Annotated in this window: 8 protein-coding genes; 2 read left to right on the forward strand and 6 right to left on the reverse strand. The window is 73.7% G+C overall.

What is annotated here, in order from left to right:
* Positions 1-25: 25 nt before the first annotated feature.
* Complete coding sequence (locus FHU28_RS23130) at positions 26-844, reverse strand: M23 family metallopeptidase (RefSeq protein ID WP_184686564.1); 819 nt, start codon at positions 842-844, stop codon at positions 26-28.
* Between the two features lie 92 nt (positions 845-936).
* On the reverse strand, positions 937-2,970 hold the full coding sequence (locus FHU28_RS23135) for a hypothetical protein (protein WP_184686565.1): 2,034 nt from the start codon (positions 2,968-2,970) through the stop codon (positions 937-939).
* A gap of 165 nt (positions 2,971-3,135) precedes the next feature.
* On the opposite strand from FHU28_RS23135, the gene FHU28_RS23140 reads away from it, so the two are divergent.
* Positions 3,136-5,895, forward strand: coding sequence for a matrixin family metalloprotease (locus FHU28_RS23140; RefSeq protein WP_184686566.1), 2,760 nt, complete (start codon positions 3,136-3,138; stop codon positions 5,893-5,895).
* 37 nt (positions 5,896-5,932) lie between these two features.
* Here the strand turns inward: FHU28_RS23140 and FHU28_RS23145 are convergent, their stop codons facing one another.
* The 3 genes from FHU28_RS23145 to FHU28_RS23155 form a co-directional block, all read right to left on the reverse strand.
* Positions 5,933-8,134 (reverse strand): protein kinase domain-containing protein, encoded by a 2,202-nt coding sequence (locus tag FHU28_RS23145; protein ID WP_184686567.1) that lies wholly within the window; start codon positions 8,132-8,134, stop codon positions 5,933-5,935.
* 141 nt (positions 8,135-8,275) lie between these two features.
* Positions 8,276-9,970: a bifunctional 3-(3-hydroxy-phenyl)propionate/3-hydroxycinnamic acid hydroxylase gene (locus tag FHU28_RS23150; RefSeq protein ID WP_260413080.1), complete on the reverse strand. Its 1,695-nt coding sequence runs from the start codon at positions 9,968-9,970 to the stop codon at positions 8,276-8,278.
* 116 nt (positions 9,971-10,086) lie between these two features.
* Positions 10,087-13,227, reverse strand: coding sequence for an ATP-binding protein (locus FHU28_RS23155; RefSeq protein ID WP_184686569.1), 3,141 nt, complete (start codon positions 13,225-13,227; stop codon positions 10,087-10,089).
* Positions 13,228-13,482: 255 nt separating this feature from the next.
* On the opposite strand from FHU28_RS23155, the gene FHU28_RS23160 reads away from it, so the two are divergent.
* Entirely contained in the window at positions 13,483-14,310 is an 828-nt protein-coding gene (locus FHU28_RS23160) for an SAM-dependent methyltransferase (protein ID WP_184686570.1), read from the forward strand.
* Here FHU28_RS23160 and FHU28_RS23165 read toward each other — a convergent pair.
* A complete protein-coding gene (locus FHU28_RS23165; protein WP_184686571.1) occupies positions 14,290-15,120 on the reverse strand; it encodes an endonuclease/exonuclease/phosphatase family protein in 831 nt (276 codons plus the stop codon). The two genes, FHU28_RS23160 and FHU28_RS23165, sit on opposite strands and share 21 nt — an antisense overlap.
* Positions 15,121-15,165 lie beyond the last annotated feature (45 nt).

Below are 15,165 nucleotides of genomic sequence, written 5' to 3' on the forward strand. Positions count from 1 at the left end.
CCACGCGAACGGGTCCGCGGTCGGATCAGCCGATGCCGTCGACCGCGGCCCGGAGCGCGCTGATCGACGGGTCCCAGGTGAAGTTCAGGACGGGGATGCCGGAGGCGGCGGCGTTGCTGTCACCACCGAGGACCACCGCCCGCGGCTTGCCGGTGCCCTGGGGAACCACGAGATACCAGTTGCCCTTCACGTTCGCGATGAACACGTCGTCTGCCTCCTGGTCGGGCGGGTTCGGGTTGGCGACGTCTCCGGCCCAGCTCTCGAAATCGACTGTCGCGCGGAAATCCGTCGGGCTGGCGGTGTTCAGCCAGAGGCTGGTGTGCACGTGCGGTCCGACGCCGTACTCGCTGCCGTTGGCCGAGGAGCCGGAGTACGCGATCGTCTGGCCGCGCGACACACGCTGACCGGGTGAGACGGCGATCGCGGACAGGTGCAGGTGCCGGGTGTAGTTGCCGTCGTCGTGGGCCATCCCCACGACGCGCCCGGTCGCCGTGGAGGTGTCGGCCTTCACGAGACGGATCGTGCCGTTCGCCGCCGCCATGACGGGAGTGCCGGTGCCGACCGCGTAGTCGGTGCCCGGCTCGGCCGAGGGCGGCGTCCGGTTCCGGTGGTCCTGCCAGGAGCTGGAGATGCGGACGCGTCCGCACGGCCGCTGGTAGCCGCCGGCGGCGCGGGCGGAGCCGGGCAGCAGGGCGAAGGCGGCCGACACCCCGGACGCGGCCAGCGCGGCGCCGGTGATCAGCCCTCGTCTCGACAGTCCGCGCAGATAGGCGATGCCGCCGAGGTCCCCGGGCGGCGGAGCGCCGTGGCCGACGTCCCGGGACGACCCGTCACTGAGGATCATCGATGTAAGGTAAGACCACTTCCGGTCCAGGGCAAGGGTTCACCGGCGATCGCCGGCCGTCGGGATCACCGGGTTCGCGTCGTGTGCAGGAGTCATGGGCAGGGCCGGCCCGGGCAGACGTCGATCACCTTGCCGGTGAGCAGGAACACCGCCTTCTGCCGCTGCGCGCCGGGCTGCGCGCGCGGGAACTCGTGCGAGTCCTCGCCGTACTCCGGTCCGGCCGGGGCGAGGTTCGTCGGCGGTGGCGCGTACGCCGCACCGCTGTTCCAGACCACGATGGCCGAGCCGGCGTACGGGTACCTGCGGATCGGCGCGATGCCCCAGAACGGCCGCACGTCCGGCGACCAGCCGTCGGCGAGCGCCGGGGTGTGCAGGCGGGCGCCGATGGTGCGGGCCTGCACCTCCGCCGCCGCGGTGGAGACCTGCTGGTCGGCGAAGGCCACGTGCATCAGCACCCGGTGCGCCGGGGTACGCGGCAGCGGGCGGTCGGTCATGTGCTGGGCGTACCCGTTGGCCTCGGACCGGTCCCAGAGCATCTGCAGCAACGCGAGGATGAGCTGCTGGTCGATCTTGTCCGGGTAGTAGCCGTCCATGACCGTCTGGAACGGGGCGAAGTCGACGCTGCGTTGCAACAGCGTGGAGTAGTTCATCGCGGGCACGCCGAGCACCGAGCGGGTCCAGTCCTGGGCGATGGCGGTCAGCGCGCCGCCGTTGATGCCGCCCTGGCTGTTGCCGTCGTAGTGCAGCCCGCCGGCCACGTTGATCAACGGCAGCCCGGCGGCGTCGCGGAACGCCGGGTGGGCGGCGAACCCGTTGCGGTGGATCATCGTCCGGCCCAGGAAGAGGAAGTTCAGGAAGCTCTGCTGCAACCGGTCGGCCACCGCGGGGAAGGCGCTGAGGTCGGTGAAGGCGCCTGCGACATACGGGACGTCGGCTGCCGCCATGCCGATCCAACTCGTCGCGCAGAAGCTGAAGTCGTACGTCTGCGACATGGTCTTGACGTTGCCGGCGTTGATCTCGGTCGGCCGGCCGAGCAGCCCGTGGCCGTAGAGCGACAGGTGGGCCGGTTTCGCGGCGGACGCGCTGCGCGGGATGTTGCAGACGAAGTCGGCGGCCACCGTCGTGCCGGACGGTGTGGGCAGCGCGTTCGGCGTCGGCGGCGTGCCGTCGCCGCCGGGCGGCCCGTAGTGCAGCCGGGAGCCGGGACCGCCGTCGCCGGTCAGATAGGACGGTACGGCGACGGTGCCGGTCACCTGCCGGGCGATCAGCGGGTCCTGCTCGGGCGCGTAGTCGGTGACCTGGGTGACGGTGAACGAGGGGGCGCGGCGGCCGAGCGCGGCGAACGCGCTGTCCCGGACCGCCAGCATCCGCCCGGTCAGGCCGTGTCGGCTCGCCACTGTGAAGTCCCAGGCCAGGTAGAGGCTGTGCCGCTCGACGCCGGCCCGGCTCAGGTCGGCGAGGATCCGCTTCATCTGCGGCGCGCGGGGGTCCCGCCGGTCCAGGCCGGCGCCGGTCACGTACGCGCGGAACGCCTTCGGGGCCGGGATCAGCGCGCCGTCGCCGTCGCGCATGCCGCGCAGGCCGACGACGTACCGGGCGCCCTCGGTCAGCGCCACCGCCGGCCGGATGATCAGCACCTGCCGGTCCGGGCTGCCGGCGGCGTGCGCGTCCAGCTCGGCCCAGTACGGCGTACGCCGCCCGGTGCGGGCGTCGAGCAGCACGATCGGCGCGTCCGGCGCCAGCGAGCGGCCCACGTCGGTGACCGGCGCGATCCGGGTACGCGTGGCGTCGAGACCGGGTACGCGCGCCAGGATCGGCGAGCCGGGGCTGAACCCGTCCTGCCGGTTCCACTCCGCCGGGTCGATCGGGACGCCGAGCACGTTCGCCGGCATCGCGGAGGCCGCGAACCGCACCCGCTTGCCGGTCGGCGTGCTGCGGTCCGGCACTGTGAAGTAGTCGTTGGGGAACGGCAGCAGGCAGGCCGCCGGGTCGATCGGGTCGCAGGACCGCTGCCCGGCCGGGGCGGGAGGCGCGGACGGCGCCGCGGCGGCGCCGGAGCCGAGCAGCACTGCCGATGCGGTCACCAGCGCGGACATGGCGAGACGGAGCCGTCTGGGGGTGGGCACGCGCGTCTCCTTCGACATCGGACGGTGGTGTTCTTCCTACGCTCGTGAAGGGATCTCGGCAAGGGCCCGCAGGTCGGCGCTGCCGGATCAACGACGAAGAATCCGCAGGTCAGAGGCATAGCTCTACGGTGGGTCACGAAGTACTCACGTCCACTGGAGGACGTCATGACCACACCCGCCCCCACACCCCCGCCACAGCTCCAGGTCGCCCTCGGCACCGCCGGGGACCCCGGCTCGGTGCACGCCGTCACGGACACCGGCACGGCGCTGCTCGTCACCCACTACCCCGCATCCGGCGCCGGCCGGCTGCACGTGCTCGACCCCCGTACCCTCGCCCCGGTCCGCCCGTCCCTGCCGGTCGGCCACGAGCCGCGCGCGGTGGCCTGGCACCACGGACGCGGGCAGGCGTACGTGATGAACCGGGGGGTGCAGAGCTACAGCGTCTCCCGGTGCGACCTGGCCACCGGGACCGTCACCGACATCCCGATCGGCTTCGGGCTGATCGCGATCGCCGTGGACCCGGCGGCCGACCTGCTGTACACCGCCGACTGGGCGCACAAGCGACTGCACGTCATCGAGCTGGCCGACACCACGCAGCGGCACACGGTGCCGCTGCCGTCGGCGCCGATCCGGCTCGCGGTGGCCCCGGACGGCACCGTCTACGCGACGCTGTACGTCAAGGGCCTCGTCCCGGCCGACGACGCGCTCGCGGTGCTGCGCCCGGACGGGACGCTCACCGTGGCGCCGATCGAGCCCGCGCATCTTCAGCCGGGCGGCGTGGCGATCGCGCACGACGGGATGATCTACGTCGGCTCGCTCGGCGGCGGCACTGTGCACCCGCTGTTCGGCGTGCACGACCCGGACACCGGCCAGCGGCTCGGCGCGGTAAGGAGCGCGGCCGGCGTCCGCGACCTCGCGGCCGTGCCGGGACTGTCCCGGGCCTGGCTGGCCACCGACAAGGGCGTCCAGCTCGTCGACACCGCCAACCCGTACGCGCCGCGCACGCTCGACCCGATCACCACCGGCCACGCCCCGTACGCGGTGGCGGTCACCGCGAACGGCACCGCGTACATCGGCGACGTCGTGGACGGCACCGTGTCGCTGATCCGCCCGGACGTCGCGGACCTGCCCCTGGACGCGGTCGCCACGCTGCTCACCGAGGCGGGCTTCGCCCCGGCCGCCGGGCTCGGCGCGGCGATCCGGGCGTACCAGACGTTCCACGAGCTGCCGGTGACCGGACGGCCGGACGCTGTCACCGCCGCCCACCTGACCGCGCCCGGCTGCGGCAACCCGGACCGGACGACATCGGCGAGTTTCGTCCTGGAGGGACACCACTTCCGGCACACGAACCTGACCTACCACCTCGGCGACATGACGATGCCGCACGCCCGGGACGACTTCACCGAGGAGCTGAAGCACGACCTGATCAAGGTGTCGTTCGACGTGTGGCGCGAGGTGCTGGGCGAGAACTGGACCGGGCCGTTCGAGTTCACCCGGGTCTTCGACCCGGCCGAGGCGGACATCGTCTTCTCCGTCGGCGACGACCCGGTCTTCCACGACACCGGCTGGTTCCGGACCGTCTACGCGGTTACCAAGTGGGGGGCGGCTCCCGGCTGGCCGGACGCGGGCGGCCAGCTGCCGGTCATCTTCAACCGCGAGATCGGCTGGGACGCGCACGGGTACTTCGACGTCGACCTCTACGGACCGGACTTCCGGCACGTCGCCACGCACGAGATCGGCCACGCGTTCGGGCTCAACCACGGCAAGAGCAGCAACGTGATGCACCGCAACGCGAGCTGGTACCGGGTGCCCAAGTCCGACGACCGCAACGGCCTGTTCGCCATGTACGGGCGGCTGCCGTTCACCGACGGCGTCGGCCTGCGGGTGCTGCCGGACGTGGACCACGTCACCTACTCCGACTGCGAGCGGCACCTGGTGGTGCACTATCCGACGAGCGACGGGTGGACGTGGACCCGGCTCACGGACGAGGTGGGGGCGCCCCGGATGGCAAGGGGCAGCGCGCCGTCGCCGTTCTTCGCCCACGACGGCGTGCCGTCGTACGTCTATGCCGGCGACGGCGGCCACGTCTACCAGATCTGGTACGACCAGGGCCAGTGGTGGTGGGGTGACCTGACGCAGGACAGCGGCGGCCCGCCCGCCGTGCGGTACGGCCCGCACGCCTACCGCAACGGCGACACCCAGCGGGTCGTCTACAGCGCGACGGACGGCCGGACGATCCGGCTGTCCCAGGCGCCCGGGCAGGGCTGGGTCTGGCAGGACGTGTCGGTGGAGGGCGCGGTCGCGGCCGACGGCGCGCCCTACGGGTACGTCGACGGCGTCACCGCCCTCGACGTGATCGTCTACCGGGACGCCGAGGAGCACCTGCGGATGCTGTGGGAGGGCCCGAACGGCTGGGGGCAGATGTCGCTGACCTGGGCCACCCAGGCGGAGAACCCGCTACCGCTGACCATGATGCCGGTGTGGGGCGAACACCGCGCCGGCGAGCGGCACCGGGTGTTCGGCCTCGACCACCGGCAGGACATCCGGATGTACGCCGTGGGCGACGACGGCGCCTGGCACACGCGGTCGCTGACCGCCGAACTGGGCCTGCCGGAGTGCCGCGCGTCGGCGGTGCAGCGGCTGCCCGGCGTGGACGGCGCACCCGACGGCTGGCTGCTGGTCTTCGCCGACTTCGACGGCGGGCTGTGGAAGCTGACCGGCGACGGCGACACGTGGCAGCCCGAGCGGGTGCAGATCGACGGCATGCCGCCGGTCGGCTCGACCCTGCTGTCGGTGTGGCTCGGCGGCGGCCGCCTCCAGATCACCTACACGGCGGCGAACGGCAACATCCAGTTGCTGTCCCGCTCGCTCGGCGACCACGACTGGCAGCGCACCAACCTGACGCGGGTGTCCGACGTGGTGTGACGCGGTACCCGGCGCTCCGCCGGCCCGGCGCGGGTCGTCACCCGATCGCCGGGTCGGCGGGTTGTCGGGGCGCGACGAGCCGGGGCGGCCAGTTCCGGACCCGGGACGGATCGGCCCGGTGCAGGACGGACAGCCGCTCCCCCACCGACAGCGCGCGCGACAGTCCCCCACGCACCTCGTACCCGGCGGTGACGAACTTGGACAGGTAGTGGATGCCGACGCTGATCACGACCAGACCGAAGACGTACGCGTCGCGGTCGTGCAGGAAGCCGACCTGCAGACCGGCCGCGATGACGCAGATGACCGCCGCGTACAGCAGCATGGACCACCACCACTGTTCGAAGCCCCGCGCCACCCCGTCGCCGGCGGGCGGCACTGTCGACAGTCCGCTGGCCTCCCCGGCCCGCAGGATCCGCCGGCTGAGCAGCAGGAGCAGGAGATTCGTGACGGAGACAGCCACCGCCCCGGCCGCGCAGCCCCACGCCCACAGGGCGGGTTTCCAGAACACCGACAGCAGCACGGTCGGCAACGCGACGACGCACATCGCCCGCACCGCGACCTCCGTGCAGCGGGCCAGGGCGCCGGGAATGTGCCGCGCGGTGAGCCGCGCCAGCACGCTCTGGTAGTACTTCGCCCCGACCAGCGCCTGGCCGAACCCGATGATCACGGCCGCTCTCAGGTCGGCCGGAGGCAGCGGCTTGGCCGAGAAGGTCAGCACGTCGTCGACCTTCCACAGGGCCGTCTTGGCGCAGATGAACCACCAGCAGGCGGTGGCGACAAGCGCGAACCCCATCAGGTACGTGTCGTGCGTGACCTTCGCCGCCCGGGCCACCCGGAACTGTCTGTACTGCGTCCGGACCTCCCGGGAGGCGGGCGCGAGCCGGGCGACCCAGCGTCGCAGTGCCGACCGGCTGGTCTCCGACTCCTGCGCCGCCAGGTCGAAGGTGAGAACCATCAGCCGGTGCAGGTCGTCGAACCGGAACGGCCGGTCCGGCAGGAGCAGCAACCGGTCCTTCGGCTGCTCCTCGATGAAGTCGTCGAGCATCCGGGCGATGGTGGGACTTATCGCGTAGACGCGGTCCGGCACGCGCCCGTCGCGCGCGGCGCTGCCGACCATCACCTGGATGAGGATGATTCCCAACGAGTAGACGTCGGCCACCTCAGACTGGCCGCGGTTCTTCACCTCGGGCGCGATGTAGACGGCGTCGTCGTGCTCGGCGATGCCGACCTGGCGGCTGTACAGGTGGTTGACACCGAGATCGATGAAGTGGACCCGGCCGTCGGACAGGATGATGTTCCCGGGCGACAGGTCCAGGTGCTGTCGTTCCCGATGGTTCACGTCGACCGGCTCCGACCGCGCCAGCTTGTGCAGCGCCTCGGCGAGTAGAAGCCCGACCTGGCGGGCCTTGGCCACCCGGGCGCCCGGCGACGGCCCGGAACTCTCGAAGGCGATGAGGTGGTCGCCCAGTGTCTCGCCCTCCTGGTAGGGCATGAGCACCCACTGGTCGGTCGATGCGAGCGGATGCACGACCACGCTCGGTGTGTTGCCGGCGCCGTACCGGACCGCGTACTCGTCGGTGGCCTGCGCCACCGACGTCAGCTTGCTCCACGGAAAGAGCACGCACTTGAGTACCAGCTCGGGATGCAGGCCGGACTCGTCAACCGGTTCGAGCGTGGTGGCCTTGAGGATGAACGAGGTGGTCCCCGCGCGGTGGTACTCCAACGAGTCGAAGTCGATCTCGCGCCACCGGCGCAGGTCGATCTCGGAGATCGGCCGACTCACGCCCGGACGCCCGCCCGGCCGGTAGAGGGCCCGGATCGCCGCCGACACCGGCGTGGTCCGGAACAGTTCGCGGCAGTAGTCGTCCGAGGCGTCCTGCTTGGCGCGCTCGGGCGGCTCGAAGCGCCGGTCGAGGAGGGTGACGTTGAGGCAGAGGAAGGCCAGCAGCGCCGCCACCGGCGGGTCGTGGGGATCCGCGGCCTGGCGCAACCGTGCGAGCGCCGCCTGACAGCCGTCCAGGAAGGCGCCCACCCCGTAGATGGACTCGTGGTCCGCGGCCGTGTCCATCAGGTCGGCGAGGATCTGGTGTGTCGCGGCCAACCGCGCCTCGGGCGGCGACCCCAGCAGCCGTCCGGTCTCGTCGGCGCTGTTGCGGTCCCGGATCTCGCCGAGCAGAAGCTGCCGTACCGCCTCTACCGGCTCGCCGTCAGGTGCGGCGCCCCGTACGTCGTCCGCCACACCGTCAACCATAGGCGATCATCAACATGCCGGGGAGTGTCCGAAAGGCGACGGCCGGCCCCAGGCAGGCAGGCGCGCCGGCCGCCTCCCGCCGTCCGCCACCGAGGAGAGGGCGGACGGCGGGCGGGACCGGGCTGTCGGTCACCGGCTCGGTGCCGCCGTGACCTCCGGGCTGTCCGGAAGCGGCTCGCCCGCTCCGTCCGGCGGCGCGCCGAGGGCTGCCGACAGCTCCCGTCCGGCCCGCTCGACGCCGCCCTCCGCCGCCAGGGCGAACACGAAACGGTCCGGGCGCAGCACCACCAGGCCGGCGCGGTGACGCCGGAGCCATCCGTCCAGCACGCCGTCCACGTCCACGACGTCGACCCGGTCCGGCCGCTCGTCAGCGGACGGGTCCGGCAGGTCGGCGAGCGGCGTGCCGGACGGGTGGACCGCGACGAACCGCACCGGCAGCCCCGGCCGCCACGCTCCGAGCGGGTTGTCCACGCCGGCGCGGCCGAGCACGGCGAAACCGTCGCCGAGGGCCTCGTCGAGCAGGCGCTCCCCGGGCGCGCCCGGGACGAGGACCCGCGGCTGGGGGAACATGGTCCCGACCGCGCCGTCGCGCCGCCCGCCGGCCATCAGGCCCCGCCGGTACGCCGGCACCGGCTTGAACTCGAAGCGCTCCACGAACCGCCGTACCCGGGGGATCGTCTGGACGGCCCGCAGGGCGGCGTCGCGCAGGGCGGCGGCGACCCGGTTGCGGGCCAGGAAGACGTGCCCCAGCCGGACGCTCGTCCGCGCCATCTCCACAGTGTGCGGACGCCGCTCGGTCTCGTACGTGTCCAGGACGGCGGCGCCGGCGGCGCCGGACAGCACCAGGGCCAGCTTCCACGACAGGTTGGCCGCGTCGCGCAGTCCGCTGCACAGGCCCTGACCCATGAACGGCGGCATCTGGTGCGCGGCGTCGCCCAGCAGGAACACCCGTCCCTCCCGCCACCGTTGCGCGATGAGGTGGTGGAAGGTGTAGACCACCGCGCGGGTGACGGTGAACCGGGCCGGGTCGACGTACGGCGAGACGAGCGCGGCGACGGTCTCGGGCCGCCGCATCTCGTCCTCGGTCTCCCCCGGCCGCAGCATGAACTCCATCCGGTAGCTGCCCCCCGCGCCCGGGGACACGAACGCCGGACGCCGCCAGTCGCAGACGAACCGCGTGTCCCCGACCCGTACCGCGTCGGGCGGCACGTCGCCGGAGACCGCCAGCCACGGCTCGGCGTAGCTCGCCCCGGACAACGGGATCCGGACGGCGGCGCGGGTGGCGCTGCGCGCGCCGTCGCAGCCGAGCACGTACCGGGCGCGGACGGTCCGCCGCTGTCCGGTGGCCACGTCGGACAGCAGCACGGTGACCCCGTCCTCGTCCTGGGTGAGGCCGACCAGCTCGGTGCCGAGCGAGAGCTGGACGTGCGGGAAACGGTCCAGCCCGGCGCGCAACGTGTGTTCCAGTCGCGGCTGGTCGAAGAAGCGCAGCGGCGCGTGCCCGTACCCGAAGTCCGTCTCGGACAGCGCCATCCGGGCGAAGACCCGGCCGGCGCCGTTGACGTACTCGACGAGCGGCGGCGCGATCGTGGAGTCGCGTATCTCGTCGAGCAGGCCGGCCTGCTGGTAGATGCGCATCGCCTCGTCGTCGCAGGAGAAGGCCCGCGGCTGGCCGTGCGGGGCCGCGCTGCGCTCCACGACGAGCGTGGTGACGCCGCGGGCGCCGAGCAGGTTGGCGGTGAGCGCGCCCACCGGCCCGCAGCCGATGACGGCGACCTCGACCTCCTGGACCGCCTGACGATCCGGCGACTGAACTGATCCCATTGTGGTGCCCCTTCGGAACATGGTCCCGGACGGCTCAGGCCGTCCGACGCCGACCAGGGCACCAGCCCGGCGTGGAAAGGGTGTGGAGAAGGCGTGGAGGTGCGCCTCCACACCGGTCAGAAGGCCGCGAACCGGTGCAGCAGCAGCGCGGCTCCCTGGTCGGCGGCGATCCGGGCGCCGAGGTCCCACTCCGCGCGGTCGCGGAGCGCGGCCCCGCGGATCCGGTGCAGCTCCGCGACGAAGACGCGCTCGCCGAACCGGTCCGCCACGGCCAGCCCTTCCGCGGCCAGCGTCGCCGCGGTCTCCGGCCGGCCGGCGGCCAGGTACGCCTCAGCCATCGCGGCGCACGTGATGGTCCGGGTGGACCGCAGCCCGGGACGGTAGAACTCGTCGGCGGCGGCGCGCATCGCGTCGAGCCGGCCGTGGTCGCCGCCGAGCGCGGCGGCCCACTCCAGGAAGTACGCGCCGGTCGCCGTCATGTGCGGCAGGCCGGTGGCCCGGCCGATGTCCCGGCACCGGCTTCCCGCGGCGTCGGCCGCGTCGACGTCGTGTTCCTGCATCGCCAGCCAGGCCGCGTAGAGCGCCGCGTTCGCCCGGCCGTACGGGTCGTCCAGTTCCTCGGCGAGGGCCTCGGCGTCGGCGATGTCCGCCCGGGCGCCGGCCGGGTCGCCGCGCATCGACCGTACGAGCGCCCGGAAGTTGTGGCAGGCCAGCACCGGACGGCGGCCCACCTCCCGGCGCAGCAGCGCACGGTCGACGGTACGCAACCGTTCGATCCCGGCGCTGAGCCGCCGCTCGGCCTCGGCCTGGTGGCCGGTGAAGTAGCCGACCGCGCCGAGCAGGTACTCACCGGCCACGGTAATCAGACCGCTGCCGTCGTCCGCGGATCGCACCAGGCGCCCGGCGAGGTCGGCGCAGATCGCGAACTCGGCCCGGTTGGCGGCCAGCTCACCCAGCGCCCAGAGCGCGTGCCGGAGGTCGGTGTCCGGCCCGACGAGCGTCAGCAGCTCACGGGCACGGGCGCAGACCTGGTCGACGGCGTCGCTGCCGACGCCGACAGTCATCTGCAACAGCGACGCGCGGTGCAACTGGACGGTCAGTTCGGTGGACGCCGCGTCGGGCGAGACCTGGGCGGCCGGGGCCAGCCGGCGCGTGGCGCGTTCGAGGTGGCCGAGCGCGTCCTCGTAGGCGACCCGCCGCGTCGCGTCGTCGGCGGCGCGCAGCGACCACCGCAGGTGGTCCTCGCCGTGGCCGAGGCCGATCGCCTGACCGTAGTGGCGGGCCAGTTCGGCCGGCGCGACGCCGGCGGTCCGCTCGTACGCGCTCGCCAGCCGGGCGTGCAGCGCGGCGCGGCGCGGCGGGACCAGCTCGGCGTAGGTGACCTCGGCGATGAGCGGGTGGCGGAAGGTGACGGCGCCCGGCCCCGCCTCGGTGACCAGGGCGGCCGTGTACGCCGGGGCGAGCGCTTCGGCGAGCGCCGGAGCGGTGGTGTGCAGCGCCGCCGCCATCACCTGCAGGTCCAGGTCGTGTCCGGCCACGCTGAGCAGGTCGAGGCAGCGGCGGGCGGGCTCGGGCAGCCCGCCGATCCGCAGTCGTACCGTGTCGCGGATGCTCGGTGGCAGCTCCGCGTCGGCCGCCGGGTCGGTCCGGGCCCGCAGCAGCTCGGTGAGGAAGAACGGGTTCCCTCCGGTACGGGTGACGAGCCGGGCCACCACCGGCTCCGGCGGCGCCGTCCCGGTCCGGTGCCGGACGAGGTCGGCGACCGAGGAGGCGTCCAGCCCGGCGAGCCGGAGCTGACCGAAGTCCCGCCCGCGGGCCAGTTCGGCGACTGTGGCCACCAGGGCCGGGTCGTGGTCGTACGGCCGCAGGGTGGCGACCACGAGCGCCCGGGACGTGGACAGGCCGGCGGAGAGGAACCGCAGCAACAGCAGCGAGTCCGGGTCGGCGGCGTGCAGGTCGTCCAGCACGACCAGCAGACCGCGCCGCAGGGCTGCCGCGTGCACCAGGTCGGACGCCGCCTCGTACACCTGGAACCGCGCCGTGGGGTCGAGGCCGCCCTCTTCCGCCGGGCCGGGCAGCGACCCGGCGGCGAACCCGCCCAGGCGGCTCGCCGAGCCGGTGGCGCCGACGTCCGGCATGGCCGCGAGCGCGCGTACCACCTGGTTCCACAGCCAGAACGGCGGCGCCTGCCCGACGTCCGGACAGCGACCCCGGACGACCGGCACGCCGTCCGTGGCGGCCTGGGCGCCGAGCGCGGCGGCGAGGCTGGTCTTGCCGATGCCCGCCTCCCCCACCAGGGCCAGGACCCGCCCGCCGCGCCCGGTGGCCGCGTCGAGCGTCTCCCGCAGCCGCGCCAACTCGGCGCCGCGCCCCACGAGCGGGTCCGCGCGCCGGTCCGGCGACCCGCCGCCCGCGGCCGGGCCCGGTTCGGCACGGGCCGGCCGGGCCCCGGCCGTCCGCACGACCTGCCGGCCGGCCGCCGCCGGGGCTCCGGGCTGCGCCGGTACGGCCCGTTCCAGGATCAGCCGGTGCGCCGCCCGCATCTGTTCACCGGGGTCGAGCCCGTACTCGGCGGCGAGGACCCGGCGTCCCTCGTCGAAGGCCGCGAGCGCCTCGGTCTGCCGACCGGACCGGTACAGCGCCAGCATCAACTGCGCGCGGGCCCCCTCGCGCAGCGGATTCGCCGACACGAAGCGGCGCAGTTCCGCCAGCAGCGGCGCGTGCCGGCCCGCCGCGACGGCAGCTGTCAACCGGCCCTCCTCGGCGGTGAGCCGCAGTTCGGCCAGCCGCGCCACCTCCGGACGCACCGCGTTCAGCTCGCCGACGCCGGCGAGCGGCTCGCCACGCCACAGCGCCAGCGCCTCGGCGTACGTCCGCTCGGCGGCCGCCGGATTCCCGGCCGCGAGCGTGTCCGCCGCCTGGTCCACCAGGTGTCCGAATCGGATCGCGTCGACGGCCTCGGCCTCCACCCGCAGCTCGTACCCCCGGGGGCGGCTGCGCAGGACGCGCGCCGGCTCGCGGTGGGACCGCTCGGGCTCCACAGCCCGGCGCAGTCCGGCGACGTAGGTGCGCAGCGTCGTGTGGGCGCTGGCCGGCGGTCGCCCGTTCCACAGTGCCTCGACCAGCCAGTCGGCGGCGACGAACCGGTTCGGCCGCAGCAGGAACAGGGCCAGCAGGGCCCGCTGCTTCGGCCCGCCGAGCGGCACGCCTCGCCCGTCCCGGTCGAGGCCGGGCGGACCTAGCACCCGGAACCGCACGCATTCACCCTTACGACGACCCCACCTGTCCGATGCCGAGTATGGCAGCGGGGACACCACATCGGACATCGGCGAACCGGCTCGGGTCCGGCGCGTTCCGCGTGTCGCAGGGCGAACGTGCTGGTGACGGCCCGACGGCCTGGGAGCGGTACCAACCGGGGCCACAATTCGGGCCGCCCGGTCGCTACACTCCCCGAAAACGCCCGTAACCCCCCACGGACGGGCGGCGCTGATCCGAATCGAATGGAGACGCCTGTGACCCGCGACAAGGCGGCACCCCCCGGCATCGACCTCAACGTTCCCAGCGTCGCCCGGGTCTACGACTACTTCCTGGGCGGCAAGGACAACTTCGAGGTCGACCGGAAGGTCGCCGAGCACGCGCTGCGGATCACGCCGGACGGGCCGGCCGCCGGCCAGGCGAACCGGGCGTTCCTGCGCCGGGTGATCCGGTTCCTGGTGACCGAGGCGGGCATCGACCAGTTCCTCGACCTCGGCTCGGGGCTGCCCACGCAGGGCAACGTGCACGAGGTCGCCACCGAGCACAACCCGGCGGCCCGGGTGGTCTACGTGGACAACGACCCGATCGTGCTGACCCACGGGCGGGCGCTGCTCGCCGCGGAAGGCACCGCGACGGTGATCCAGGCCGACGTCCGGGAACCGCAGGAGATCCTCAACGACCCGGACGTCCGCCGGTTCCTCGACTTCGACCGGCCGATCGGGTTGCTGCTCTTCGCGATCCTGCACCACCTCGGCGACGACGAGGATCCGCGCGCGGTGGCGGCGGAACTGATCGACGCGATGCCGTCCGGCAGCTACGTGGCGATCTCGCACTTCCGCGACCCCGGCGAGCGCGACCCGGAGGGCTCCCGCAAGGCGCGCGAGGTCGAGCGGGTCTTCAACGAGTCGCTGGGCACCGGCCGCTGGCGTACCGACGAGGAGATCCTCGCCTTCGCCGACGGGCTGACGGTGCTGGAGCCGGGGCTGGTGCCGCTGGCCGAGTGGCGTCCGGATCCGGACGCGCTCGCGCCGCAGCAGACCGACACCTACCACACGTTCGTCGGGCTACTCGCCCGCAAACCGTAGGTCCGTCCCGGTCGCGCCGTCGATCGACACCGTCGCCAGCAGCGCCGGATGGTCGGTCGTCCCGCGCATGTCCACCGGCCGGTGGCAGCAGATCGTGACGTCGCTCGTCGTCACCATCTGCTGCCGGGCGCCGTCGTCGATCCGCCGGTAGCCCGCCGGCACGCACGATCGCACGTCCGGCGTGCCGCCGACGCGCAGGTTGAGGTCACCGGCGAGCACTGTCGGCGCGTACCCGCCGTCGCGGCGGATCGCCGGCACCACCGCGCCGACCAGTTGCGCGCACTGGGCCAGCGCGACGTCGCCACTGGTGTTCGCCAGATGCGTTGTGCACGCGTGCAGCAGCCCGGCGGCCCGCAGGCAGAGCCAGACCCGCTCCTCGGGGTCGGCGAAATCCTGCGCCGGGTAGGTGCCGCGGTGCACGGAGGGCCGCGCGTCGCGCGCGTCGAGGCGGGCCACCAACCCGATCCCGTACGGCTGGCCGTTGTTGCAGTAGGTGGGGGCGGCGTTGGGACGGTCACCGGCGGCCTGGAACGCGGACACCACGGTGCCGCCGGGACGGGCGCCCCGCAGCGCGCGCTCCAGCGTGTCCACGTCGTCGCGGCAGACCTCGTTGAGCGTGACCAGGTCGGGCCGCTCGGCGGCGATCACGTCGGCGGCCTGGCGGACGGCCCGGCCGGTGTAGCAGCCGGCCCGGCCGCTGTTGCACAGGTTCATCTGGAGCACCCGCAGCGTCCCCGACCCGGTGTCGCCGAGCGGCGCCGAGCCGGCGGGCAGCCCGGCCACGACGAGCAGGCACACCAGCGCCAGCACCCGGCGGGCACGCCGGGCGGGACGGGTGGCTGGCTGCTGGGACAG

Origin of the sequence: Micromonospora echinospora (assembly GCF_014203425.1) — a bacterium.
Classification (GTDB): Bacteria; Actinomycetota; Actinomycetes; order Mycobacteriales; family Micromonosporaceae; genus Micromonospora; species Micromonospora echinospora_A.